We start from the raw sequence: 23812 nt of genomic DNA on the forward strand, positions 1-23812 counted from the left end.
GCGGGGTGCTATACCTAACCCCCCCCCCCCCCCCGGCGGGCGGGCGGCCCCCGCGGTCGGGCGAGGTGGCGCGGGCCGGCGGCCGCGCGCAGGCCCCCACGGTCGTGCTGTGGCCCGACACCTTCACCAACTACCTCTCCCCGTCCGTCGGCAGGTCGGCCGTCGCCGTGCTGGAGGCGGCCGGGCTGCGGGTGGTCGTACCGCCCGAGCCGGTGTGCTGCGGGCTGACATGGGTGTCGACGGGGCAGCTCGACCGGGCCCGGGCCGTCATGCGGCGCACCCTGGACGTCATGGCCCCGGCCCTGGACGCCGGGCTCCCCGTGGTCGGCCTGGAACCCAGCTGCACCGCCGCCCTCCGCACCGACCTCCCCGAACTCCTCGGCCCCGCCGACCCGCAGGCCGCCCGCGCCGCCCGCCTCGCCGACGTCGTCACCACCTTCGCCCAGGCCCTGGAGGACCACGCCCCCGACTGGCAACCCCCCAAGGCCGACCGCCCCGTCGTCGGCCAGACCCACTGCCACCAGCACGCCGTCCTCGGCGACGCGGCGGAACGCCGCCTGCGCGCCCGCGCGGGCCTGACGGGCGAGCTGAGCGGCGGCTGCTGTGGGCTGGCGGGCAACTTCGGCTTCGAGCGGGGGCATTACGACGTATCCGTCGCCTGCGCGGAAGAGCAGCTGCTGCCCTCCGTACGGGCCGCCGACCCCGCCGCCGAAGTCCTCGCGGACGGCTTTTCCTGCCGTACCCAGCTGGAGCAGCTGGCCGGCCGCCGTGCCCGCCACCTCGCGGAGGTGTTGGCCGAGCGGCTGCCCTGAGACACGGTCAGTCGTGGTACCGACGTGCGGTCGGCAGCGGCGGGGTGCCGGTGACAGACATGACGACGGAGTAGAGCGCGGTGTCGGCAGCTATGAACATGCGGTTCCGTTTGGCTCCGCCGAAGCGGATGTTGGCGACGACGTCGGGGACCAGGAGGCGGCCGAGGAGTGTGCCGTCCGGGTGGTAGCAGTGCACGCCGCCGCTCATGGCGGCGGCCCAGAGCCGGCCGCCGTCGTCGAAGCGGATGTTGTCGAAGTTGCCGATCTCGCACTCGGTGAAGATCTCGCCGCCGGTGAGGGTGCCGCTCTCGTGGACGTCGAAGACGCGGATGTGGTTGGCCCGGCTGTCCGAGACGTACAGCCGACGCTCGTCGGGGGAGAAGACGAGGCCGTTGGGGCCGCGGAAGCCGTCGGCGACCAGCCGTACTTCGCCGCTGGTCGGATCCGCGCGGTAGACGTTGCAGGCGCCGATCTCGCTCTCGGCGCGATGGCCCTCGTAGTCGCTGGTGATCCCGAAGTCGGGGTCGGAGAACCAGATCGAGCCGTCGGACTTCGCGGCGGCGTCGTTCGGGCTGTTGAGTCTTTTGCCCTGGAAGCGGTCGGCGATCACGGTGATCGAGCCGTCGTGTTCGGTGCGGGTGACACGGCGGTTGCCCTGCTCGCAGGTGACGAGGCGACCCTCGTTGTCCAGGGTGTTGCCGTTGGGGTGACCGGCGGGTGAGCGGAAGACGCCGACCTCCCCGGTGGTCTCGTCCCAGCGGAGCAGGCGGTCGTTGGGGATGTCGCTCCACACCAGATACCGCCCGGCCGGGACGTAGACGGGACCTTCGGCCCAGCGAGAGCCTTCGAAGAGGGTCTCCAGCTTTGAGTCGCCCGCATGGCACCTGCCCGTGCGGAAGCGCTCATCGAGGATCTCGTACAACTGCGGTTGATCGCCGGGCATGCCGCCACCCTCACCATCGCCTCGAATGTTGATCTGACGAATGCAAACTATGCAGAATGAGATTCGGTAGATCAAGCTCTTCTCTGAAGGGGATCCGTTGGACGACGTCGATCGGCAGTTGCTTGCCCTCCTGCAGCAGGACGCCTCAAGGCCGTATGCGGTGCTGGGGCAGGCCGTTGGACTGTCCGTGGGGGCAACACATGAACGCGTGCGCAAGCTACGCGAGCGAGGCGTCATCCGCCGGACAGCCGTCGAAGTCGATCCCGCGGCGATCGGACGGGGTGTGCTCGCCTTTGTCATGGTGGACTCGACGAAGTGGGTGGGTGACTCCGCCGACCAGTTCTCCGCCATTCCGGAGATCCAGGAAGCGCACATCATCGCCGGCAGCGCTTCGGTCCTGCTCAAGGTCAGGACCTCGACGACGGAGCAACTCCAGGACGTGCTGCGCCGCCTGTACGCGATCGAGGGAGTCAGCGGCACTCAGGCCACCATGGTGCTCGAGACCTTCTTCGAGCGCCCTGTTACTCCATAGGGCCCAGCCGGAGCGCCCGGCCGGGCGGGAGCCGTACCCGGCGCCGGAGCTGCCGGGCGGGCCCGCGCACCACGTCGTACCGTCACCCCGTCATACCGTCACCCCTTCCGTGCCGCCGAGATTGGCTGGGCTCGTGTCAACGGTTAACCGATGACGGTCTGCCGTGCTCCGTACCCCCTCAGCACCACCCAGCACGGGCACGGGCACCAGCACCGGCCCCGTACCGGCCCGTACCGCCCGCTCCCGCACCGCCGAGGAAAGGACCCGGACCATGCCCGCTCAGCACACCGCCCAGCGCACCGTCGTCACCGCCCTGACCACCCCGTTCACCGCGGACGGCGACCTCGACCTGCCCGCCGCCCGCGCCCAGTACGCGTTCGCCGCCCGCACCACCGGACAACTGCTCGTGGCGGGCACAACCGGCGAGTTCCCCGCCCTCAGCGACGGCGAGCGCATGCTGCTGACCGAGACCGCCCTGGCGGAGGCGGGCGCCGACGCCGTCATCGCCCATATCGGCGCCCCCGACGCCCACGGCGCCGCCCGCCTGGCCCGCGCGGCGGTGGCCGCCGGCGCCCGCCGCCTGGCCGCGCTGACCCCGTACTACCTCCCGGCGAGCCCCGGCGAACTCCTGACGTACTTCAGCCGCATCCGCGACGCCGCCCCCACCGCCCAGCTGTACGCGTACCTCTTCCCGGAGCGCAGCGGCCTGACGGTCGACCCGGTCCTCTTCGGCGAACTGGCCGCCTCCTGCCGCCTGTCCGGCGTCAAGCTGAGCGGCGCCCCCTCCACCGAGGTCGCGGCCTACCGCGCCGAACTCCCCGAGGACTTCGAGGTCTACTCCGGCAACGACCGCCGCCTCGCCGACGTCCTCGCCGCGGGCGGCGCCGGCGTCGTCTCCGGCTGCTCGGCCGCCTTCCCGGAACCCTTCCTCGCCCTGTCCACCGCCCTGACCTCAACCGCCCTGGCCGCCGACCTGCCCGCCCTCCAGGCCCGCGTCGACCGCACCGTCGACCTCCTCGGCCCCAGCATCGGCCGCATCAAACACGCCCAACGCACCCGCGGCCTCCCCGCCGGCACCTCCCGTATGGCCGTCGGCGACCCGGACCAGCGGACCGCCGCGGCGATCGAGGCACTGGGGCGGGAGCTTCTGGGCTGAGGCGGGGGCTCGCGGCAAATCCCGCCACGGGGCGGGGCGGCGTCCGGGTGTCAGCCGGTTTTGGACAGCAGATGCGGTGCGTGCGCCGCGACCGCCTCCATCAGCTGCTTCTTCGACGGGTTCACCATCGCCCGCCCGGCGACTGTCACGGTCGGCACGGTCTCGTTCCCGTCCGCGACCGAGCGGACGAACGCCGCCGCCTCGGGGTCTCTCCAGATGTTCACCTCGGTATACCGCAACCCCGTGAACCGCAGCCGCAGGCGCAGCTTCATGCAGTACGGGCACATGGGCCGCCAGTAGACGACCACGCCCTCCTGGTCTTCGACCACCGAACTCCCTCTCCGCCGACACGCCGCAGCCCGCGGCCGAGCCTCCCATGAAAACCAGTGGCACAGCTTGGTGCGTACCAATTAGCTTGCGCGCTCGTGATCGAAGCTTCGAAGGCGCAGGGGCTGTTCTCCCGGACGTACGCGGCCGCCACCGCCAGTTTCGCGGCGGTGATGTTCCTGACCGGGTTCGCCGCGCTCGCCGTGGTGCCGACCCTGCCGACCGCGGCCAGGGACCTGGGCGGGGTGGCCCTGTTCCCCGTGGTCGCGGGGTGCTTTGTGACGGCGAGTCTGCTGGGTGGGGTGCTGGGCGGCCACTGGGCGGACCGTTCGGGGGCGCGCAGGCCGCTGGCGGCGGGGGTGGGGCTCACGGTGGTCACCTTGTTGGTCTCGGGGTCCAGCGTCTCCGTCTGGCAGCTCGCGGCCGGGCGCTTCCTGGATGGGCTGGCGGCCGGAATGGTCGCGGTATCGGTCGACGCCGCGATCGGGCAGGCCTATCCGGAACGGCTGCGGCCGCGCGCGCTGGCCCTGATGAGCTCGTGCTGGATCATCCCCTCGCTGGCGGGCCCGCCGCTGGCCGGGCTGGTGTCGGAGTGGTGGTCCTGGCGGGTGGTGTTCTTCGGGCTGGCGGCGGCGACCCTGCTGCCGGCGCTGGCGCTGGTGGTCGTGTTGCGCGGCGCTGCCCTGCCGGGGGCGGCGCCGTCGGACGGCCACCCGTCACGCCCGCCGCTGCTGATCGCGGCGGCGGTGAGCCTGGGAGCGGCGCTGGGGCAGTACGGGGTGTCGGGCTGGGGCGTGCGCCATCTGCTCTTCGTGGCCGCGGGGTTGGGGTTGCTCGTGTTGTTCGCGCCGCGGCTGTTGCCCTCGGGTACGTGGAACGCCGCGCGGGGGTTGCCGACGACGGTGTTGCTGCGCGGGCTGTCGTCGGGCACGTACTTCACGGTCGAGGCGCTGGTCCCCCTGATGCTGATCAATGAACGGCGCGCGCCCGCGGTGTTGATCGGGCTGGCGTTCACGGGCGCCGCCGTGATGTGGGCCGGCGCCTCGTGGGTGCAGGGGCGGCTGCTGGAGAACCGGCCCCGGCATCTGCTGGCCGGGGCAGGGGCGTTGGTGATGGCGGTGGCGGTCGGGCTCGCCGTGGTGGGGACGTTCACCAGGGGACCGGTGCTCCTCGCCGCTTCCACCATGCCCGTCGCGGCCGCCGGCATGGGGCTGCTGGCCCCGTCCCTGACGGTGCTGTCGCTCTCACACAGCCCGTCCGGTCGGCTGGGCCACACCAGCAGCGCGATGCAGACCAGCCAGAACCTCGGCCAGGTCACGGTGATGGCCCTCGCCTTCGCCGCACTCAACACCTGCGTGGCGACGGGCGCGTCCACGACGGCCGGTTACGGGGCCGCCTTCGGGCTGCTGCTTCTGCCGCCCCTAGTGATCGCCCTGCTGGCGGGGCGTGCCCGCAGTACAGGCGGCAGGGTGGTGGCCGCTGCCACCACTGCTGGTGAGCCGACCTTGGCCGACAGCGGTCCCGGCTGAGCAAGACGGGCAGCGGCGGCTCCGTCCGTACGCAGCGCCGACATCACCGCCGAAAATTTGGCGACTGTGACAGCCGCCGGGAACGGGTTGCCAGGCGCCGTGTCCCGGCAACCCGTGCCCGGATCGTGCCGCGTAACCGCTCCTGTCAGTGATGCTATGAATCCCGGCCGTGGGCCCACTCTTCATGGAGGATTCCGTAGACGATGGAGTCGCGCCATGCACCGCGGACGTACACGTGCCCGCGGATGCGGCCTTCTTCGGTCATCCCCACCGCCAGCAACGTCTTCTCGGATGCCGTGTTCAGCGGTGCGCGAGCCGCCCATACGCGATGAAGATCCAGGTCATCGAAAGCGAGAGACAGCACCAATTGCACAGTTTCCCGGCCGTACCCCACCCCCCAAGCGTCGGGGCGCAGCGCGAAGCCCATGGTCGCAGCGCGCTGCTGATGCGGGTCGATTGCCAGGCGGGCGAATCCAACGAGCTCGCCGCCGTCGCGCTCGACGACGGCGAGTGCGTATTCCTCGCGGGGTTTCGCGGTTGCCGAGGTGATGGACCGCGCGACGATGCCGCCGACTTCCTCCCGCGAACGCGGGGTGAAGCTGAGGTGCTCAGTAGCTTCCGGGCTGCCGTAGATGGCCAGTACTGGATCTACGTCGTCAATGGTCAATTCACGGAGGCTGAGCCGTGCGTCGTCGCGCCTGACCGGATGCATGTCGGGGCACTCTACCGCTGGCGTCTCGTAGGACTCCCTTAGGTCCGTCTTGATCTTGGCGTGGTCCTGCCGCCTGACGGCCTCCTTGGCCGTGGCGCCTTCAGTTGCCGAGGACTGTCTCGCGGAGGAACTGCGTCAGCAGGTCGGCGACCGCGCCGGGCCGCTCCAGGCCCGGCAGGTGGGCGGCCCAGGGCAGTTCCAGGTGGCGGGCGCCGGGGATCAGCTCCGGCAGGCGGGCGGCGATCTCACGGAAGTCCGCCAGGTCGTGCGCGCCCGACACGGCCAAGCAGGGTGCCTTGATCCGCGCAAGGTCGACCGGCGCCTCGGCCGGAGTGAACTCCTCCTTTGCCGCCGACTGCACCTCGAACGCGTGCCGCTGCATCCGGCGGACCCGCTCCCGGGTCTCGTCACCGGCTTCCGGACCCAGCCACGTCTCCACGTTCAGCTCGACGGCCCCCGCGAGGTCCCCGGCCTCGAACAGCGCCTCCTCCCGCTCGGCGAAGGACCGCAGCGCGGCGCCGGGCACATGCCCGGGCATCGCGGAGCACAGCAGTACCAGGGCCGTGACCGCCTCCGGACGGGTCGCGGCCACCTCCAGAGCCACCTGTCCGCCGTACGAGGCTCCGACCACTGCGGCTTGCCCGATGCCCAGGTGCTCCAGGAGGTCCGTGACGTCCCCGGCGTCGCCGTACGGGCGGTCCGCCACCGGGGAGTCGCCGAACCCCCGGAAGTCGCACCGGACCACCCGGTACCCGGCATCGACCAGCACCGGCCATTGCGGGTCCCACATGCGCCGGTCACACACCGAGGAATGCAGCAGCACCAGGGCAGGACCGTCCCCTGACACATCGTGAGAAAGAGTCATCCGGCGGACGGTAACGGACACCACGTCCCGAGGACACCACATATTGGCGCCGACCCGCGCTGCAAGCCCTCTCTGGGATCGTGAAACCGGCAAACCTCCGCGCGCCGCACGAGGCTCGCGCTGTCGGTCGGGGAGGTGCTGTTGCCGAGTAGGACGCATGCTTCGACGCTGTAGTACGCCTGCCTGATCTGTGGGAAGAAGAAGTTCCCTCCGAGAGCGTCCAAGTCGTCGGGCGAGGTGCGCTCGCGCAACTCCTCGGTGTGTGGTGCTCTTACCAGGGCAGCGGTTTACGGTCGTAAAACAGGCCGCCGGTCGTTGTGTCTCCTGGGGGAAGTGTGGCGAGCCAGACCGGCGTGTCGGCTCCCTGCTCCACGCTGCGCGGTGCTCTGGGCCCGCCCATGTCGGTGCGGGTCCAGCCTGGCGATGCGGCGTTGACCAGGACTCCGGTCTCGCGGAGGTCAGCCGCCAGGACACGTGTCAGGGCGCTGACTGCGGCTTTGGAGACGCGGTAGGCGGGCTCCTGGTCTTCGGTCATCTCAGTGAGCGATGCGAGGTTGCTGCTCAGGTTGACCACTCGGCCGTAGCCTGCCGTGACCATGTGGGGGATGACGGCGTCGGCCACACGCCATGTGCCCAGCAGGTTCGTCTCCCAGGTTTCCTGGACAATCCGGTAGTCCGCGCCGATGGCGCGCTGGGATCCATCGAGTGCGACTCCGGCGTCGTTCACCAGTACATCGATCCGACCTGACCGCTCAATGCCTTGCCGGACGGCATGGTTGATGCTCGTGGGCGAGGTGACGTGTTGGAGCGCGCCGAGCGTCGGCTTGCGCGGCAGCGGCGGCGGGCGCTGCGGCTGGCCGTGCACGGGGTCGATGTCGGGCCGCGCCTGATCCACGGCGTGAAGGTGGCGGCGTAGATGGATTCCCCGATGACGCACCCGCCGGAGCAGGGACAGGACGACGGACCGCAGGGACAGGGCGGGCAGCAGAAGGGCAGCGACGACCGCCCGACCCTTGAGGAACTGTGGCAGCAGTCCGCCGCCCTCGGCGAACAGATCGCCCAGCATCTGGGGCGGGGGTCGACGTGAACCACGCATCGGACAGCAGGTGCGATGCGCCAAGCCCGTGGGGAACGGACACGTTCGCCGTCAAGATGGCCATGGATACGGACGCCGCGGCCCCGTACGCAGGCACCCCGTACGCAGGCACCCCGTACGCAGGCACCCCGTACGAAGGTTCCCCCGAAGGGTGGTGGACGCGGTACGGCGGGGCGCTGGACCTGCGCTCCGGCATCGTGTTCATCCCACCGGGGGCCGACCTGCCGCCGTGCCCGTTCCCGTGCGCCCGATGCCGTGCCAAGGGGAAGCGGTGAGCGGCGGGGACTGGACCAAGGTCCTGCCCAGTCTTGCGGTTGGCATGGTGGTCTACGACCGGCGTTACGAAATGCCCGGGACGATCACCGACTTCGACGGGCCCATGGTGTGCCTCACCCGTCCTACGGGCCTCGAATGGCGGTCGCACTGTGCCTCGGTACGCCCGGCTACCCCGTACGAACGGCGGCAGCTACGGGCCATCGCCCAGCTCCACGCCCAGCGCCAACGAGGCATCGCCCCCGCATAGACGCCGCCCCCCCGCGCCACCGGCGCCCGAGTTTGCGGTGAGTATCGGACGGCGACACGCCGACGTCACGGCGTGTCTCTGTCTCATACTCACCGCAAAGTCGCCGGGAGCGCTTCGCCAGATCGGTGATCAACCATGGCAGATGGACCCTGGCACGCCGAATGGGCGTTCATCAGTAGGTCCGGCGTCAGCACGGGAGCAGTCGACCGTGCGCGCTATTTCGACATCCGCACAGCCGTATTGAGGGCCGCCGACGACTCGCTGCGAGATCTGTCCCACGGAGGAGCCGCCGAGCGAGACGAGCCCTGGAAACTTCTCGTCGGAGCCCTGTACTCCGAAGCGATGCTGTCCGCCGACGAAACCAGCGCATGGCACTACGAGAGCCCGGACGGCTGGGCGAACGTCACCGTCCGTTTCACGCCGTAGCCATCGCTGTCGCAGCGTAAGGCGGGGAGTGAAGGAGGTTTTCGCGCATCAGCGCGGCTAGTCCGCTGAATCATGCAAGCGTGCTTGATTGTTTCTTGGCGCACTGCCACGCTCCCTTCCCGGGACGCACGACAGGGACCCCACACGACGGGAGCGCAGCGTGTCCGATACGGAGGTCGTGCTCGGCGATCTGCTGGCCGAAGACGAGGAGTTGGACGGCCTGGTGGCCGGGCTCGCGGAGGAGGCGTGGGCCGCGCCGACGCCCGCTGCGGGCTGGACGATCGCGCATCAGATCGCCCATCTCGCCTGGACCGACGAGCGGGCCGCGCAGGCGGCCACGGACCCGGCGGGGTTCGCGGCCGAGGTGCGGAAGGCCGCCGCCGAGCCGGACACGTTCGTGGACGAGGCCGCCGAGGCGGGCGCGGCGCAGCCGCCCGCGGAGTTGCTGCGGCGCTGGCGGGAGGGGCGGGAGCGGCTGCGGCGCGTACTGGCCGGGCAGCCCGCCGGGGCGCGGGTGCCGTGGTACGGGCCGTCGATGAGCGTCGCGTCCATGGCCACCGCCCGGCTGATGGAGACCTGGGCGCACGGGCAGGACGTCGCCGACGCGCTGGGCGTGGGCCGCGCGCCCACCGCCCGGCTGCGGCATGTGGCCCGGATCGGCGTACGGGCGCGGGGCTTCGCGTACGCGGTGCGCGGTCTTGAGCCGCCCGCCGAGGAGTTCCGGGTCGAACTCCGCGCCCCGGACGGGGAGCTGTGGACGTACGGGCCCGAGGACGCGCCCCAGCGGGTGACCGGGCCCGCGCTGGACTTCTGCCTGCTGGTCACCCAGCGCGCGCACCGCGCGGACCTGGCGGTCCGGGCCGAAGGGCCGGACGCGGAGCGGTGGCTGGACATCGCCCAGGCCTTCGCGGGGCCGCCGGGCAAGGGCCGGGCCCCGGGCCGTACCACCGAGGGCCCCGCATGACCCCGGTGCCGGCCACCCCGCCACCCCTCCGCATCGGCAACTGCTCCGGCTTCTACGGCGACCGCTTCGACGCCATGCGCGAGATGCTGACCAACGGCCCCCTCGACGTGCTGACCGGCGACTATCTCGCCGAGCTGACCATGATCATCCTCGGCCGGGAGCGCCAGAAGGACCCGGCGCGCGGCTACGCGACCACCTTCCTCCGCCAGCTCGGTGACACCCTGCCCCTCGCCCTGGAGCGCGGCGTGCGGATCGTCAGCAACGCAGGCGGGCTCAATCCGGCCGGGCTCGCGGACGCGATACGTACCGCCGCCGACAAGCAGGGCCTAACCACTCGCATCGCCCACGTCACCGGCGACGACCTCCGCACCACCCACGACTGGCCGCAGCACACCCTCACCGCCAACGCCTACCTCGGCGGCGCCGGAATCGCCGCCTGCCTCCGCTCCGGCGCCGACATCGTCGTCACCGGGCGGGTGACCGACGCCGCGCTGGTCACCGGGCCCGCCGCCGCGCATTTCGGGTGGCGGGCGGACGACTGGGACGCGCTTGCCGGGGCGGTGGTGGCCGGGCACATCCTGGAGTGCGGGGCCCAGGCCACCGGGGGCAATTACGCCTTCTTCCAAGAGCACGACATACGCCGCCCCGGCTTCCCACTGGCCGAGATCCACCCCGACGGCTCCTGCGTGATCACCAAACACCCCGGCACGGGCGGCGCGGTGACCGTCGGCACTGTCACCGCCCAGCTTCTCTACGAGACGGCGGGCGCCCGCTACGCCGGGCCGGACGTCACCGCCCGGCTCGACACCGTACGGCTGACCCAGGACGGCCCGGACCGGGTCCGGATCCACGGGGTGAAGGGCGAGCCGCCTCCGCCGTCGCTCAAGGTGGGCCTCACCCGCATCGGCGGCTGGCGCAACGAGGTCGTGTTCGTGCTCACCGGCCTCGATATCCACCCCAAGGCCGCCCTCGTACGCGACCAGATGGAGGCGGCCCTCACCAAAGGCTCCAAGCGCCGCCCCGCCGAGGTGCGCTGGACCCTCGCCCGCACCGACCACCCCGACGCCGACACCGAAGAGACCGCCAGCGCCCTGCTCCGCCTCACCGTCCGCGACCCGGACCCGGAGAAGATCGGCCGCGCGGTCAGCGGCGCCGCCGTCGAGTTGGCGCTCGCCGGGTACCCCGGCTTCCATGTGACCGCGCCGCCCGGCAAGGGCTCCCCGTACGGCGTCTTCGAAACGGCGCACACCCCCACCACCGACGTCCCGCACATCGCCGTACTCCCCGACGGCACCAGCACGCCCATCCCCCCACCCGCCACCACCACCCCCCTCGCCCCCGTCCCCGAACCGCCCCTGCCGCCCCCGCTCCCGCCCGGCCGCCTCACCCGGCGCGCCCCGCTCGGCCTGGTCGCCGGGGCCCGTAGCGGCGACAAGGGCGGAGCCGCGAACGTCGGCGTCTGGGCCCGCACCGACGACGCCTGGCGCTGGCTGGTCCACACCCTCACCCCCGACCGCTTCCGCGCGCTGCTCCCCGAGACCGAAGGCCTCCCCATCACCCGCCACACCCTCCCCGCCCTGCGCGCACTCAACTTCGTCGTGGACGGTCTCCTCGGCGAGGGCGTGGCCGCCCAGGCCCGGTTCGATCCGCAGGCCAAGGCCGTCGGCGAGTGGCTGCGCTCGCGTCACCTCGACATACCGGAGGAATTGCTGTGACCGTCCTCGCCTCCGCCCTCGACCCGCACGGCGCCGACCACGGCTCCGACTACGCCGCCCACCGCGAGGCGATGCTCACCAAGCTCGCCGAGCTCGAAACCGAGCACGCGAAAGCCCTCGCCGGAGGCGGCGAGAAGTACGTCGCCCGCCACCGCAAGCGCGGCAAGCTCCTCGCCCGCGAGCGCATCGAGCTGCTGCTCGACCCCGACACACCCTTCCTCGAACTCTCCCCGCTCGCCGCCTGGGGCAGCGACTACCCCGTCGGCGCCTCGGTCGTCACCGGCATCGGCGTCGTCGAGGGCGTCGAGTGCCTGATCAGCGCCAACGACCCGACCGTACGGGGCGGGGCCAGCAACCCCTGGACCCTCAAGAAGTCCTTGCGCGCCCACGAGATAGCCCGTGCCAACCGCCTCCCGGTCATCAGCCTCGTCGAGTCCGGGGGCGCCGATCTCCCCAGCCAGAAGGAGATCTTCATCCCCGGCGGCGCCATGTTCCGCGATCTGACCCGGCTGTCCGCCGACGGCATCCCCACCATCGCCGTCGTCTTCGGCAACTCCACGGCCGGAGGCGCGTACATCCCCGGGATGTCCGACCACGTGATCATGGTCAAGGAGCGGTCCAAGGTCTTCCTCGGCGGCCCGCCCCTGGTCAAGATGGCCACCGGCGAGGAGAGCGACGACGAATCCCTCGGCGGCGCCGAGATGCACGCCCGCACCTCCGGGCTCGCCGACTACTTCGCCCTCGACGAGCCCGACGCCATCCGCCAGGCCCGCCGCGTCGTCGCCCGCCTCAACTGGCGCAAGGCGCACCCCGACCCGGGCCCCGCCGAGCCGCCGAAACACGACCCCGACGAACTCCTCGGCATCGTCCCCGACGACCTCAAGACCCCCTTCGACCCCCGCGAGGTCATCGCCCGTATCGTCGACGCCTCCGACTTCGACGAGTTCAAGCCGCGCTACGGCCCCAGCCTCGCCACCGGCTGGGCCACCCTCCACGGCTATCCGATCGGGATCCTCGCCAACGCCCAGGGCGTGCTGTTCTCGGCCGAGTCCCAGAAGGCCGCCCAGTTCATCCAGCTCGCCAACCAGCGCGACATCCCACTCCTCTTCCTCCACAACACCACCGGCTACATGGTGGGCCGCGAGTACGAGCAGGGCGGGATCATCAAACACGGCGCCATGATGATCAACGCGGTCTCCAACTCCCGCGTCCCCCACCTCTCCGTCCTCATCGGCGCCTCGTACGGCGCCGGCCACTACGGCATGTGCGGCCGGGCCTACGACCCCCGCTTCCTCTTCGCCTGGCCCAGCGCCAAGTCGGCCGTCATGGGGCCCCAGCAGCTGGCCGGCGTGCTGTCGATCGTCGCCCGCCAGTCCGCGGCCGCCAAGGGCCAGCCGTACGACGAGGACGCCGACGCCGCCCTCCGCGCCATGGTGGAGCAGCAGATCGAGTCCGAATCGCTGCCCCTGTTCCTCTCCGGGCGGCTGTACGACGACGGCGTCATCGACCCCCGCGACACCCGCACCGTCCTCGGCCTGTGCCTCTCCGCGATCCACACCGCCCCCGTCGAGGGCGCGCGCGGCGGCTTCGGCGTCTTCCGGATGTGAGGAAACCCGTGATACCCGTGATCCGCTCCCTCCTCGTCGCCAACCGCGCGGAAATCGCCCGCCGTATCTTCCGCACCTGCCGCGAACTCGGCATCGCGACCGTCGCCGTCCACTCCGACCCCGACGCCGCCGCGCCCCACGTGCGCGAGGCCGACGCGGCCGTACGGCTCCCCGGCGCCGCGCCCGCCGACACGTATCTGCGCGCCGACCTCATCGTCGAGGCCGCCCTCGCCGCCGGGGCCGACGCCGTCCACCCCGGCTACGGCTTCCTCTCGGAGAACGCCGACTTCGCGCGCGCCGTCATCGACGCGGGCCTGCGGTGGATCGGGCCGCCGCCCGAGGCGATCGAGGCCATGGCCTCCAAGACCCGCGCCAAGGACCTCATGCGCGCGGCCGGCGTCCCGCTCCTCGCCCCCGTCGACCCGGACCAGGCCACACCCGACGACCTGCCCCTCCTCGTCAAGGCGGCGGCGGGCGGCGGCGGGCGCGGGATGCGCGTGGTCCACGACCTGGCGGCCCTCCCGGCCGAGCTGACCTCCGCCCGCGCGGAGGCGCTGTCCGCCTTCGGCGACGCGGAGGTGTTCCTGGAGCCGTACGTCGAGGGCGCCCGCCATGTCGAGGTGCAGATCCTCGCCGACGCACATGGCGAAGTCTGGGCGCTGGGCACCCGCGACTGCTCCCTCCAGCGCCGCCACCAGAAGGTCATCGAGGAGGCCCCGGCCCCCGGGCTGACCGACGAGCTGCGCCACGCCCTCGACGAGGCGGCGGTCGGCGCGGCGCGCGCGATCGGGTACCGGGGGGCGGGGACGGTGGAGTTCCTCATAGGACAGAACAGGCAACCCCACTTCCTGGAGATGAACACGCGGCTCCAGGTGGAGCATCCGGTGACCGAGTGCGTGTACGGGGTGGACCTGGTGGCGCTGCAACTGCGCGTCGCCGAAGGCGAACCCCTGCCCGCGCAGCCGCCCCGGCCCCACGGCCACGCGGTGGAGGCCCGCCTGTACGCGGAGGACCCGGCGGCGGGGTGGCGACCGGGGACGGGCACGATGCACCGGCTGGCCGTGGCGGAGGGCCCGGGGCTGCGCATCGACTCGGGGCTCGCCGACGGCGACGACATCACCGTCCATTACGACCCGATGCTCGCCAAGGTCATCGCCTGGGCCCCCACCCGGGCCGAGGCCGTACGCCGCCTCGCGCACGCCCTGGAGCGGGCCCGGCTGCACGGGCCGGTCACCAACCGGGACTTGCTCGTACGCGCCCTGCGCCACCCCGAGTTCCAGGACGCCCGCATGGACACGGGCTTCCTCGAACGGCATCTCAAGGACCTGACCACCGCCGACGAGTCGACCGTCCCGCTCGCCGCCCTGGCCGCAGCCCTGGCCGACGCGGCACAGCGCCCCACGACAGGTGCCGGGACCGTGGCCGGGCGGCTCGGCGGGTGGCGCAACGTACCGTCGCAGCCGCAGCTCAAGACCTACCGCTCGGAGCCCGACAACACCGAGCACAAAATCCACTACCGCCTGACCCGCGACGGCCTCAAAGCCGACGACCACCCGAACACCCGCCTCATCGAGGCCGGTCCCCACCACGTCGTCCTGGAAGTAGACGGCGTACGGCGCCCGTTCGACGTCGCCGCGTACGGCACACAGGTATGTGTCGACTCACCCCTCGGCGCCCACACCTTCACCGCCCTGCCCCGCTTCCCCGACCCCACGGCCCGTACGGAACCGGGCTCGCTGCTGGCCCCCATGCCGGGCACGGTCGTCCGCCTGGCCGAAGTGGCGGTCGGCGACCGGGTCGAGGCCGGGCGAACCATCCTGTGGCTGGAGGCCATGAAGATGGAACACCGGGTCACGGCACCCGCCGCCGGTGTGCTCTCCGCACTGCACGCCACCCCGGGCCGCCAGGTCGAGGTCGGGGCGGTGCTGGCGGTGGTGAACGAGACGTGAGGGGACGGGGGTGCAGGGGTGGTGCCCTGGACGCTTACGCATATTTGTGGCGCCAAGTTCCGTCCCGCTCCGCGCTTCGGGGCACCGGCGCCGTAAATATGCGGTCCAGGGTGACAGCCCCGGAGGCCCCGGCCCCGCCCCGTACAGCGCACCGAAACCAGAAGCCCGCACCCGGGAGGAGCCGCACATGACCCACGACCCGAGCACCAGCCCCCTCGTAGACGGCCCTGAACGCACCGCCCTCCGCTCCGCCGTAGCGGCCTTCGCCAAGCGCTACGGCAGCGACAACGACAAAACAGACGAGCTGTGGGCCGAGGCCGGCAAGCTCGGCTATCTCGGCGTGAACCTGCCCGAGGAGTACGGCGGCGGAGGCGGCGGCATCGCCGAGCTGTCCATCGTCCTGGAGGAGTTGGGCGCCGCCGGCTGCCCGCTGCTGATGCTCATCGTCTCGCCCGCGATCTGCGGCACGGTGATCGCCCGCTTCGGTACGGAGGAGCAGAAGCGCACCTGGCTGCCGGGTCTGGCGGACGGCAGCAAGACGATGGCGTTCGGCATCACGGAGCCCGATGCCGGATCCAACTCGCACCGCATCACGACCACGGCCCGCCGCGCCCCCGACGGCGGTTGGCTGCTGACCGGCCGGAAGGTGTTCATCTCGGGGGTGGACATCTCGGACGCGACGCTGATCGTGGGCCGTACGGAGGACGCGCGGACGGGCAAGCTCAAGCCGTGTCTGTTCATCGTGGAGCGCGGGACGCCCGGCTTCTCGTACCGGCACATCCCGATGGAGCTCGCGGCGGCGGAGAAGCAGTTCGAGGTGGTGCTCGACGATGTGCCGCTGCCCGCCGAGGCGCTGGTGGGGGACGAGGACGCGGGGCTGCTTCAGCTGTTCGCGGGGCTCAACCCGGAGCGGATCATGACGGCGGCGTTCGCGCTGGGGATGGGCCGGTACGCGCTGGCGAAGGCCGTGGAGTACGCGCGCGTACGCCAGGTGTGGAAGGAGCCGATCGGCGCGCACCAGGCCGTGGCGCATCCGCTCGCGCAGGCCCATATCGAAGTGGAGCTGGCGCGGTTGATGATGGCCAAGGCGGCCCACCTCTACGACGCGGGCGACGACGCGGGCGCGGGGGAGGCGGCGAACATGGCGAAGTACGCGGCGGGGGAGGCGGCGGTGAAGGCGGTGGACCAGGCGGTGCACACGCTGGGCGGGAACGGCCTGACGGTGGAGTACGGGCTGGCGAAGCTGGTCACGGCCGCACGGGTGGCGCGGATCGCGCCGGTCAGCCGGGAGATGATCCTCAACTTCGTCTCGCACCAGACGCTCGGGCTGCCCAAGTCGTACTGACCCTGACGGACCAGGACTTCAGGACTTACGGAGGGATCCGCGATGGCGTGGCGCAGTGAGTACCCGGATGTCCCGCTCTTGGACCTGCCCATCCACGAGGCCGTACTGGCGCGGGCGAGCACCGAGTTCGGCGAGCTGCCCGCGCTGGTCGACGGGGTGCGCGGCACGGCGCTGAGCTACGCGGAGCTGGACCGCGCCACGCGGCGGCTCGCGGCGGCGTTCGCGGAGGCGGGGGTGCGCCAGGGGGATGTGGTGGCGCTGCACAGCCCCAACTCGGTGCTGTACCCGGTGGTGCTCTACGCCGTGACGCGCGTGGGCGCGGCGGTGACCACGGTGCATCCGCTGGCGACGGCGGACGAGTTCGCGGCGCAGCTGCGCGATGCGAAGGCGGAGTGGATCGTCACCGCCTCGGCGCTGCTGGGCATGGCCCGGCGCGCCGGGGAGCGGGCGGGCGGGGTGCGCGAGGTGTTCGTCTGCGATGCGGCGCCGGGGCACAGGTCGATCGGGGACATGCTGGAGTGCACGGCGCCCGAGCCGGTGGTGGAGATCGACCCGGGCGAGGACGTCGCGGTGCTGCCGTACTCGTCGGGGACGACAGGGACCCCCAAGGGCGTGATGCTGACGCATCGCAACCTGGCCACGAATCTGACGCAGTTGCATCCGGTGGTGCCGACGGGGCCCGGGGACCGGATCCTGGCGGTGCTGCCGTTCTTCCATATCTACGGTTTGACGGCGCTGGTGAACGCGCCGCTGCGGGAAGGCGCGACGGTGATCGTGCTGCCGCGCTTCGATGTGGAGAAGTTTCTCGCGGCGATCCAGGAGCACCGGGCGACCGCCCTGTACGTGGCGCCGCCGATCGTGCTGGCCCTCGCCAAGCACCCGGCGGTCGCCGGATACGACCTGTCGTCGCTGCAGTATGTGATGAGCGCGGCGGCGCCGCTGGACGCCGAGCTGGCCCAGGCGTGCGCACGGCGGCTGGGGATTCCGCTGCTGCTGCAGGCCTTCGGGATGACGGAGCTGTCGCCGGGCTGCCATATGGTGCCGCGCCATGCGCGGGACGTGCCGCCCGGCACGGTCGGCAAGCTGCTGCCGAGCACCGAGATGCGCATCGTGGAGACGGCGGGGGAGCGGCGGGACCTGGGGGTCGGGGAGGACGGCGAGATCCTGATCCGGGGGCCGCAGGTGATGAAGGGGTATCTGGGCCGGGCGGCGGAGTCGGAGGCGATGGTCGACGCGGAGGGCTGGCTGCGCACCGGCGACGTCGGGCATGTGGACGCCGACGGCTGGCTGTATGTGGTGGACCGGGTCAAGGAACTGATCAAGTACAAGGGGTACCAGGTCGCCCCCGCCGAGCTGGAGGCCGTGCTGCTCGCCCATGAGGCGATCGTGGACGCGGCGGTGGTCGGGGTCCACGACGCGGACGGCAACGAGATCCCCAAGGCGTATGTGGTGCTCGGGCCCGGGGCCGAGCTGTCGGGGGACGAAGTGATCGATTACGTTGCCGGGCGGGTGGCCCCGTACAAGAAGGTGCGCCGTGTGGAGTTCACGGACGCCGTGCCGCGCTCGGCCACCGGCAAGATCCTCAGGCGTGAGCTGCGCGCCAGGGAAGGGAGTGCGAAGGCCCCATGACAGATGCTCTCGTACGGCACGCGTACGCACGCGGCGTCACCACGCTGACCCTCGACTCGCCGCACAACCGCAACGCGCTCTCCTCGCGGCTGGTCGCCGAGCTGAGCGAGGCGCTGGCGGCGGCCGGGCGTGACGGCGGCACGCGGGCGGTGCTGCTGACCCACACCGGCACCACGTTCTGCGCGGGCGCGGACCTGAGCGAGCCGCCCACGCGGTCGGCGGCGCTGAACCTGGTCGCGCTGTTGCGGTCGATCGTGGAGCTGCCGAAGCCGGTGGTGGCCCGGGTGACCGGGCATGTCAGGGCGGGCGGTCTGGGGCTGCTGGGCGCGTGCGACATCGCGGCGGCGGGCGGGGGCGCGAGCTTCGCCTTCACCGAGGCCCGGCTGGGGCTCGCGCCCGCGATGATCTCCATACCGCTGCTGCCCCGGCTGGACCCGCGCGCGGCGGCCCGCTACTACCTGACGGGGGAGCGGTTCGACGCGGCCGAGGCGGCGCGGATCGGCCTGGTGACGCTGGGGACTCCGGCGGGGGACGGGGCGGCAGACCCGGCGGGAGATGTCGACGAGCTGCTGGCGCCGGTCCTCGACGGGCTGCGGCGCGGCTCCCCGCAGGGGCTCGCCGAGTCCAAGCGGCTGGTCACGGCGGAGGTGCTGGCGGCCTTCGCCCGGGGGACGGACCGGCTGGCGGAGCGGTCCGCGGCGCTGTTCGCCTCGGCCGAGGCCCGCGAGGGCATGACGGCCTTCCTGGAACGACGGGATCCGGCGTGGGTGTCGGACCTGGCGGCGGGCGACCCGGCCGGACAAGACCCGGCCGGACAAGACCCGGCCGGACAAGACCCGGCCGGACAAGACCCGGCAGGGCAAGGCGCGCCCGGCGGCGGGGAGGCACGGTGACCCCGGCCCGTACCCCGCCGCGTACGCCACCGCGTACCGCGCTGCGCGACCCCAAGCAGGACCGCAGCCGCGCCACCCGCCGGCGGCTGCTTGAGGCCGCCGTGGCCTGCCTGGCCGAGCACGGCTGGACCCGGTCCACGGTGGCGGTGGTGGCCGAGCGGGCGGGGGTGTCGCGGGGCGCGGCCCAGCACCACTTCCCGACCCGCGAGGACCTGTTCACGGCCGCGGTGGAGCACGTCGCCACCGAGCGCTCGGCCGCCCTGCGCGCCCTGCACGTCCGCGAGCGGGAGCGCGGCGGGGCCGGCGGGGCCGGCGGGGCGGCCGAGGGCCAGGCGGCCCGGGTCGCGGATGTGGTCTGGGTTCTGGCCGGGGGCCTGGTCGATCTGTACACCGGTCCGCTGTTCCGGGCCGCGCTCCAGCTGTGGGTGGTGGCCTCGTACGAGGAACAGCTCGGCGCGCGCGTGGCCGCCCTGGAGGCGCGGATCGGCCGGGAGACCCACCGGATGGCGGTGGAGCTGCTGGGCGCCGACGAGAGCGTGCCGGGCGTACGGGAGTCCGTTCAGGGCTTCCTGGACATGGCCCGCGGCCTCGGGCTCGCCAACATCCTCACCGACGACCGCGCCCGCCGCGACCGGGTGGTGGCGCAGTGGGCGCGGATCCTCGACGACGCGCTGCGCGCTCCGCGCTAGCGGGTGGTGTCCCCGAAGCCCTCGATGTCGTGCGGGCTGCGCGGGCCGGGGCCGGTGTAGCGGGCGGAGGGGCGTACGAGGCGGCCGGTGCGCTTCTGCTCCAGGATGTGCGCGCTCCACCCGGCGGTGCGGGCACAGGTGAACATGGAGGTGAACATGTGTGCCGGGACCTCCGCGAAGTCCAGGACGATGGCCGCCCAGAACTCGACGTTGGTGGCCAGCACCCGGTCCGGCCGCCGGTTGTGCAGCTCGTCCAGGGCCGCCCGCTCCAGCGCCTCGGCGACCTCGAAGCGCGGCGCGCCCAGGTCCCGGGCGGTGCGCCGCAGCACACGGGCGCGCGGGTCCTCGGCGCGGTAGACGCGGTGCCCGAAGCCCATCAGCCGCTCGCCGCGGTCCAGGGCCTGCTTGACGTACGCGGTGGCGTCGCCGGTGCGCTCGATCTCCTCGATCATGTGCAGCACGCGGGAGGGCGCGCCGCCGTGCAGCGGCCCCGACATGGCGCCGACCGCCCCGGAGAGCGCGGCGGCGACATCGGCGCCGGTGGAGGCGATGACGCGGGCGGTGAAGGTCGAGGCGTTCATGCCGTGCTCGGCGGCCGAGGTCCAGTACGCGTCGACGGCGGCGATGTGCTTGGGGTCGGGCTCGCCGCGCCAGCGCCGCATAAAGCGCTCCACGACGGTCTCCGCCTTGTCGATCTCCCGCTGCGGGACCATCGGCAGGCCCTGGCCGCGGGCCGACTGGGCGACGTACGACAGCGCCATCACGGCCGCGCGCGCCAGGTCCTCGCGGGCCTCCGCCTCGTCGATGTCCAGCAGCGGTTTGAGGCCCCAGACGGGCGCGAGCATGGCCAGCGCGGACTGCACATCGACGCGGATGTCGCCGGAGTGGACCGGGATGGGGAACGGCTCGGCCGCGGGCAGACCGGGGTTGAACGCGCCGTCGACCAGCAGCCCCCACACGTTCCCGAAGGAGACATGGCCCACCAGGTCCTCGATGTCCACGCCTCGGTAGCGGAGCGCGCCGCCCGCCCTGTCGGGTTCGGCGATCTCCGTCTCGAACGCGATGACTCCTTCGAGTCCGGGTACGAAGTCGGACATCAGGCGGCTCCTCGTGCGCGGCTCGCGGTCCGTACCGGTCACCCTGGTGATGCCCCGTGCGGACGAGTGTCATCCGGCCGCGCCGGGTACGCGACCGTACGGCCCGCGCGACGGGCGATGGTCTGCCACAGTCTGGTCTCTGAGGTACCCACGGGGAAGCGTGAGAAGCGGCACAGGTCCCGTCACCCGCGGAAAGGGTTACCGGGCGACCGGAAGGGGGAGGGGATTCGCCCGTACGGGCAGTACTTGAGGCGCGGCGTTGATGTTGCAAGATATGCGCGTGCCTCACGTTGACCCGCAATTCTCGGCGCGTCCGGCCGCGCGCACCTACGACCCGGCCGCCATGCGCGAGCACTACCGCGCGGAGGGGATCGCCGAGCGCGAGCTCGCGGCCGATCCGTACGGGCAGTTCACGCGGTGGTTCGAGCAGGCCGTGGCGAGCGGTCTGTTCGAGCCCAACGCCATGGTGGTCTCGACGGCGGACGCCGCCGGGCGGCCCAGCTCCCGCACGGTGCTGATGAAGAGCTTCGACACGCGCGGGTTCGTCTTCTACACCAACTACAACTCGCGCAAGGGCCGTGAGCTCACCGAGAACCCGTACGTCTCGCTGCTCTTCCCCTGGCACCCGATCGCCCGCCAGGTCATCATCACCGGCACGGCGCGGCGGACCGGCCGGGACGAGACGGCGGCGTACTTCAGGACCCGGCCGCACGGATCGCAGCTGGGGGCGTGGGCGAGCGCGCAGTCCTCGGTGGTGGGCTCGCGGGAGGAGCTGGACCGGGCGTACGGCGAGCTGGCGGACCGCTATCCGCCGGGGGAGCAGGTGCCGGTGCCGCCGGAGTGGGGCGGCTTCCGGGTGGTGCCGGACGCGGTGGAGTTCTGGCAGGGCCGGGAGAACCGGCTGCACGACCGGCTGCGGTACGTCCCGGGCCCGGGCGGCGAGGGCTGGCGGGTGGAGCGCCTGAGCCCGTAGCGGGGCGAAAACGCAGGGCGGGTAGGGCGGGGGAAACGCAGACGACCCGTGGGTCTTTCCCTTGCGCCGTGAGGCGCGAGGGGAGCCGGTCGGACGTACCGGCGACCCACGGGTCGGGTGACTGCTTGGGATTGGCCGGCTGCGCACATCTCTCGTGCGCCGGTCCGGCGAATGCGCTGAGCGCGACGACGGACTGCTAGCCCGCAGTCACCTCACGCGTCCGGATTTGATACATCTGCCGAACCACCTCCCTTCTCGTGTGCTCCACACCCTAAGAACCGGTCCGCCACGCCACAAGTGAATTTCCGGGACGCAACGATTTAGCGGAATCCGGTGTGGCGCGCGTCACGTTCGAGTTGAATGTCACGGCGTGCACCACCGCACGCGGCCGTGGCTGCCAGGTCAACCAGGGGGTGTCCGGTGAGCGCTTCGCGACGTTCCGAGCCCGTACAGCCGGCTCGTGCCGTGCCATCCGCTCCGACGCAGCCGCGAGCCGGCGAGGCCGGGACGCCCGGGCCCGCGGCCGACTCGGAGGACGATTCGGGGCTGCTCGCCGCGCTGCTCGACGGCATGGACGCGGCCCTGTGCGCCTTCGACGCCGAGGGCACCGTCACCCACTGGAACCGCGAGGCCGAGCGCATCCTCGGCTGGTCGGCGCGGGAGGCCGTCGGCCGCAAGGGGCTCGCGGGGTGGGCGGTGCGGGCGGCGGACGCGCGCGAGGTGGAGGCGCGGCTGATGGCCGCGATGGACGCCCAGGGGCGCCAGGTGCACGAGTTCGCGCTGCTGACCAAGGACGGCGGCCGGGTCCTGGTGCGCACCCAGTCCTCGGCGGTGCCGCGGGCGGACGGCCGGCCGGGCGGGGTGTACTGCGCGTTCAGCGAGGTGCATACGCAGATCGACCTGGAGCGTTCGATAGCGCTCAGCGAGGCCCTGCTCGACGACGCCTCGTGGAACGTGGTCCTGGTCGACGCCGATCTGCGCCCCGCGATCGTCAACAAGAACGCGGCGCGCGCGCTGCGCACGGGCCGTACGGCGGCGCTGGGGCGCCCGCTGGGAGAACTGCTCGACCAGGGCCTTGAGGAGCTGGAGAGCGCGCTCCAGCACGTCCTGGCGGAGGGCGCGCCCCCGGCGCCCACGGAGCTGTGGGTGAGCCTGCGGGAAGCCGGTGAGGGCTTCAGAGGTTTACGGAGCGGTGCGGCCAAAGACGGAGCGGGCGGCGGGGCCGGTGACGGCGCCGCCGCGCGGCGCTGCTGGCGCAGCGGCTTTCTGCGGCTGGCCTCGCCGCTGGCGGAGGAGCCGGTGCCGCTCGGCGTGGCGTGGATCTTCCAGGACGTGACGGAGCTCAAGCGCCACGAGATGGACGGCTCGCGGCTGCGCTTCCGCGGCAATCAGCTGCACCGCGCGGCGCGCGCGGCGGCCGAATGCGAGGACCCGGCCGAGGCGGCCACCGTCCACCTGGACTTCGCGCTCGCGGGCTTCGCCGACCACGCCCTGATCGACCTGGTCCTGGACGCCCCGCCGGGCGGTCGGCCCGGCGGTCCAGGCCCTGACCGAGGCAGCCCTGACCGGGGCAGCCCTGACCGGGGCAGCCCTGACCGGGGCAGCCCTGACCGGGGCAGCCCTGACCGGGGCGGCCCTGACCGGGTCCGGCTGGTGCGGGCGGCGGCGACGCCGAGCGGCGCCCCGGGGCCCTGCCCGGCGATCGTCGCGGGAGGCATTCCGCTGGCCTATACGGAGAGCCATCCGGCGATCCAGGCGGCCGAGCGCTGCGGGTCGGTGCGGGTCAGCGCGAGCCGTGCGGAGGAGGCGGCTGCCACCGGGTGGGCGGCGGCCCGCAAGTGGCCCGACGGCACGGTCCACGGCCTGTGCACGGCGCTCCGCAGCCGCGGCCGCACCCTCGGGGTGGTCACCTTCCTGCGCGCCTCGGGCCGCCGCCCCTTCGACCGTGGGGACGTCGTGTACGCGGAGGACGTCGCAGCCCGCGTCGCCGCCGCCCTGGACCTCGCACAGCAGCTGGGATAGCTGAGCGT

At 72.5% G+C, this 23812-nt stretch carries 24 protein-coding genes and 1 pseudogene; 19 read left to right on the top strand and 6 right to left on the bottom strand.

Annotation, left to right across the window (positions count from 1 at the left end):
• On the top strand, nt 1-812 hold an 812-nt coding region (locus tag ACWDSL_RS33035; protein WP_450491644.1), incomplete at its 5' end, for a (Fe-S)-binding protein.
• 7 nt (nt 813-819) lie between these two features.
• On the opposite strand, the gene ACWDSL_RS33040 is transcribed toward ACWDSL_RS33035, so the two are convergent.
• On the bottom strand, nt 820-1755 hold the full coding sequence (locus ACWDSL_RS33040; protein ID WP_450491645.1) for an SMP-30/gluconolactonase/LRE family protein: 936 nt from the start codon (nt 1753-1755) through the stop codon (nt 820-822).
• A gap of 97 nt (nt 1756-1852) precedes the next feature.
• Here ACWDSL_RS33040 and ACWDSL_RS33045 point away from each other — a divergent pair, with 97 nt between their 5' ends.
• Entirely contained in the window at nt 1853-2287 is a 435-nt protein-coding gene (locus ACWDSL_RS33045; RefSeq protein WP_450491646.1) for an Lrp/AsnC family transcriptional regulator, read from the top strand.
• Between the two features lie 271 nt (nt 2288-2558).
• Nucleotides 2559-3443: a dihydrodipicolinate synthase family protein gene (locus ACWDSL_RS33050; protein WP_450491647.1), complete on the top strand. Its 885-nt coding sequence runs from the start codon at nt 2559-2561 to the stop codon at nt 3441-3443.
• 50 nt (nt 3444-3493) lie between these two features.
• On the opposite strand, the gene ACWDSL_RS33055 is transcribed toward ACWDSL_RS33050, so the two are convergent.
• On the bottom strand, nt 3494-3772 hold the full coding sequence (locus tag ACWDSL_RS33055) for a glutaredoxin domain-containing protein (protein WP_450491648.1): 279 nt from the start codon (nt 3770-3772) through the stop codon (nt 3494-3496).
• A gap of 96 nt (nt 3773-3868) precedes the next feature.
• Between ACWDSL_RS33055 and ACWDSL_RS33060 the strand changes: the two genes are divergently transcribed.
• Nucleotides 3869-5299: an MFS transporter gene (locus ACWDSL_RS33060; protein ID WP_450491649.1), complete on the top strand. Its 1431-nt coding sequence runs from the start codon at nt 3869-3871 to the stop codon at nt 5297-5299.
• Between the two features lie 154 nt (nt 5300-5453).
• Here ACWDSL_RS33060 and ACWDSL_RS33065 read toward each other — a convergent pair whose 3' ends face one another.
• The 3 genes from ACWDSL_RS33065 to ACWDSL_RS33075 all read right to left on the bottom strand — a co-directional run bounded on the left by ACWDSL_RS33065 (nt 5454) and on the right by ACWDSL_RS33075 (nt 7771).
• Nucleotides 5454-6011 (bottom strand): GNAT family N-acetyltransferase, encoded by a 558-nt coding sequence (locus ACWDSL_RS33065; RefSeq protein ID WP_450491650.1) that lies wholly within the window; start codon nt 6009-6011, stop codon nt 5454-5456.
• A gap of 100 nt (nt 6012-6111) precedes the next feature.
• Nucleotides 6112-6876 (bottom strand): alpha/beta fold hydrolase, encoded by a 765-nt coding sequence (locus tag ACWDSL_RS33070; protein ID WP_450491651.1) that lies wholly within the window; start codon nt 6874-6876, stop codon nt 6112-6114.
• A 271-nt stretch (nt 6877-7147) separates the two neighbouring features.
• A complete protein-coding gene (locus ACWDSL_RS33075) occupies nt 7148-7771 on the bottom strand; it encodes an SDR family NAD(P)-dependent oxidoreductase (protein WP_450491652.1) in 624 nt (207 codons plus the stop codon).
• Nucleotides 7772-7804: 33 nt separating this feature from the next.
• On the opposite strand from ACWDSL_RS33075, the gene ACWDSL_RS33080 reads away from it, so the two are divergent.
• From ACWDSL_RS33080 to ACWDSL_RS33135, 12 genes are all read left to right on the top strand, one after another.
• Nucleotides 7805-7963, top strand: coding sequence for a hypothetical protein (locus ACWDSL_RS33080; RefSeq protein WP_353588541.1), 159 nt, complete (start codon nt 7805-7807; stop codon nt 7961-7963).
• Between the two features lie 71 nt (nt 7964-8034).
• Nucleotides 8035-8247 carry a hypothetical protein gene (locus ACWDSL_RS33085; protein ID WP_450491653.1) on the top strand — a complete coding sequence of 71 codons (213 nt, stop codon included), beginning with the start codon at nt 8035-8037 and terminating at the stop codon, nt 8245-8247.
• Nucleotides 8244-8495, top strand: coding sequence for a hypothetical protein (locus ACWDSL_RS33090; RefSeq protein WP_450491654.1), 252 nt, complete (start codon nt 8244-8246; stop codon nt 8493-8495). Before ACWDSL_RS33085 ends, ACWDSL_RS33090 begins: the two co-directional genes overlap by 4 nt.
• A 135-nt stretch (nt 8496-8630) precedes the next feature.
• Entirely contained in the window at nt 8631-8921 is a 291-nt protein-coding gene (locus tag ACWDSL_RS33095; protein WP_358704641.1) for a hypothetical protein, read from the top strand.
• Nucleotides 8922-9081: 160 nt separating this feature from the next.
• Nucleotides 9082-9885: a TIGR03084 family metal-binding protein gene (locus ACWDSL_RS33100; RefSeq protein WP_450491655.1), complete on the top strand. Its 804-nt coding sequence runs from the start codon at nt 9082-9084 to the stop codon at nt 9883-9885.
• Nucleotides 9882-11600, top strand: a complete 1719-nt coding sequence (locus ACWDSL_RS33105; RefSeq protein WP_450491656.1) for an acyclic terpene utilization AtuA family protein — start codon at nt 9882-9884, stop codon at nt 11598-11600. Before ACWDSL_RS33100 ends, ACWDSL_RS33105 begins: the two co-directional genes overlap by 4 nt.
• Nucleotides 11597-13207 (top strand): acyl-CoA carboxylase subunit beta, encoded by a 1611-nt coding sequence (locus ACWDSL_RS33110; protein ID WP_450491657.1) that lies wholly within the window; start codon nt 11597-11599, stop codon nt 13205-13207. Before ACWDSL_RS33105 ends, ACWDSL_RS33110 begins: the two co-directional genes overlap by 4 nt.
• 17 nt (nt 13208-13224) lie before the next feature.
• Nucleotides 13225-15156 (top strand): acetyl/propionyl/methylcrotonyl-CoA carboxylase subunit alpha, encoded by a 1932-nt coding sequence (locus ACWDSL_RS33115; protein ID WP_450491670.1) that lies wholly within the window; start codon nt 13225-13227, stop codon nt 15154-15156.
• A 187-nt stretch (nt 15157-15343) separates the two neighbouring features.
• Nucleotides 15344-16501, top strand: a complete 1158-nt coding sequence (locus tag ACWDSL_RS33120; RefSeq protein WP_450491658.1) for an acyl-CoA dehydrogenase family protein — start codon at nt 15344-15346, stop codon at nt 16499-16501.
• A gap of 42 nt (nt 16502-16543) precedes the next feature.
• Nucleotides 16544-18130 carry a 4-coumarate--CoA ligase family protein gene (locus ACWDSL_RS33125; RefSeq protein ID WP_450491659.1) on the top strand — a complete coding sequence of 529 codons (1587 nt, stop codon included), beginning with the start codon at nt 16544-16546 and terminating at the stop codon, nt 18128-18130.
• Entirely contained in the window at nt 18127-19023 is an 897-nt protein-coding gene (locus ACWDSL_RS33130; RefSeq protein ID WP_450491660.1) for an enoyl-CoA hydratase family protein, read from the top strand. Before ACWDSL_RS33125 ends, ACWDSL_RS33130 begins: the two co-directional genes overlap by 4 nt.
• The gene (locus ACWDSL_RS33135) at nt 19020-19712 is read left to right on the top strand and encodes a TetR/AcrR family transcriptional regulator (protein ID WP_450491661.1); all 693 of its coding nucleotides are present in this window, start codon (nt 19020-19022) and stop codon (nt 19710-19712) included. Before ACWDSL_RS33130 ends, ACWDSL_RS33135 begins: the two co-directional genes overlap by 4 nt.
• Here the strand turns inward: ACWDSL_RS33135 and ACWDSL_RS33140 are convergent.
• Nucleotides 19709-20809, bottom strand: coding sequence for a citrate synthase 2 (locus ACWDSL_RS33140; protein ID WP_089508342.1), 1101 nt, complete (start codon nt 20807-20809; stop codon nt 19709-19711). The two genes, ACWDSL_RS33135 and ACWDSL_RS33140, sit on opposite strands and share 4 nt — an antisense overlap.
• A 274-nt stretch (nt 20810-21083) precedes the next feature.
• Here ACWDSL_RS33140 and pdxH point away from each other — a divergent pair, with 274 nt between their 5' ends.
• The 3 genes and pseudogenes from pdxH to ACWDSL_RS33155 all read left to right on the top strand — a co-directional run bounded on the left by pdxH (nt 21084) and on the right by ACWDSL_RS33155 (nt 23808).
• On the top strand, nt 21084-21782 hold the full coding sequence (gene pdxH, locus ACWDSL_RS33145) for a pyridoxamine 5'-phosphate oxidase (RefSeq protein ID WP_450491662.1): 699 nt from the start codon (nt 21084-21086) through the stop codon (nt 21780-21782).
• 570 nt (nt 21783-22352) lie between these two features.
• A pseudogene (locus tag ACWDSL_RS33150) lies at nt 22353-22847 on the top strand (PAS domain-containing protein); the annotation flags it as partial.
• A gap of 526 nt (nt 22848-23373) precedes the next feature.
• The gene (locus ACWDSL_RS33155) at nt 23374-23808 is read left to right on the top strand and encodes a hypothetical protein (RefSeq protein WP_450491671.1); all 435 of its coding nucleotides are present in this window, start codon (nt 23374-23376) and stop codon (nt 23806-23808) included.
• The last annotated feature ends 4 nt before the right edge of the window (nt 23809-23812 follow it).

The organism is Streptomyces sp. NPDC000941 (assembly GCF_053599555.1).

What these genes read in the sequence shown, in the direction of transcription:
- ACWDSL_RS33040 (WP_450491645.1), bottom strand. Translation starts at nt 1,755, where the DNA reads ATGCCCGGCGATCAACCGCAGTTGTACGAGATCCTCGATGAGCGCTTC.
- ACWDSL_RS33050 (WP_450491647.1), top strand. Translation starts at nt 2,559, where the DNA reads ATGCCCGCTCAGCACACCGCCCAGCGCACCGTCGTCACCGCCCTGACC.
- ACWDSL_RS33065 (WP_450491650.1), bottom strand. Translation starts at nt 6,011, where the DNA reads ATGCATCCGGTCAGGCGCGACGACGCACGGCTCAGCCTCCGTGAATTG.
- ACWDSL_RS33070 (WP_450491651.1), bottom strand. Translation starts at nt 6,876, where the DNA reads ATGACTCTTTCTCACGATGTGTCAGGGGACGGTCCTGCCCTGGTGCTG.
- ACWDSL_RS33080 (WP_353588541.1), top strand. Translation starts at nt 7,805, where the DNA reads ATGACGCACCCGCCGGAGCAGGGACAGGACGACGGACCGCAGGGACAG.
- ACWDSL_RS33085 (WP_450491653.1), top strand. Translation starts at nt 8,035, where the DNA reads ATGGATACGGACGCCGCGGCCCCGTACGCAGGCACCCCGTACGCAGGC.
- ACWDSL_RS33095 (WP_358704641.1), top strand. Translation starts at nt 8,631, where the DNA reads ATGGCAGATGGACCCTGGCACGCCGAATGGGCGTTCATCAGTAGGTCC.
- ACWDSL_RS33105 (WP_450491656.1), top strand. Translation starts at nt 9,882, where the DNA reads ATGACCCCGGTGCCGGCCACCCCGCCACCCCTCCGCATCGGCAACTGC.
- ACWDSL_RS33120 (WP_450491658.1), top strand. Translation starts at nt 15,344, where the DNA reads ATGACCCACGACCCGAGCACCAGCCCCCTCGTAGACGGCCCTGAACGC.
- ACWDSL_RS33125 (WP_450491659.1), top strand. Translation starts at nt 16,544, where the DNA reads ATGGCGTGGCGCAGTGAGTACCCGGATGTCCCGCTCTTGGACCTGCCC.
- ACWDSL_RS33130 (WP_450491660.1), top strand. Translation starts at nt 18,127, where the DNA reads ATGACAGATGCTCTCGTACGGCACGCGTACGCACGCGGCGTCACCACG.
- ACWDSL_RS33140 (WP_089508342.1), bottom strand. Translation starts at nt 20,809, where the DNA reads ATGTCCGACTTCGTACCCGGACTCGAAGGAGTCATCGCGTTCGAGACG.
- pdxH (WP_450491662.1), top strand. Translation starts at nt 21,084, where the DNA reads ATGCGCGTGCCTCACGTTGACCCGCAATTCTCGGCGCGTCCGGCCGCG.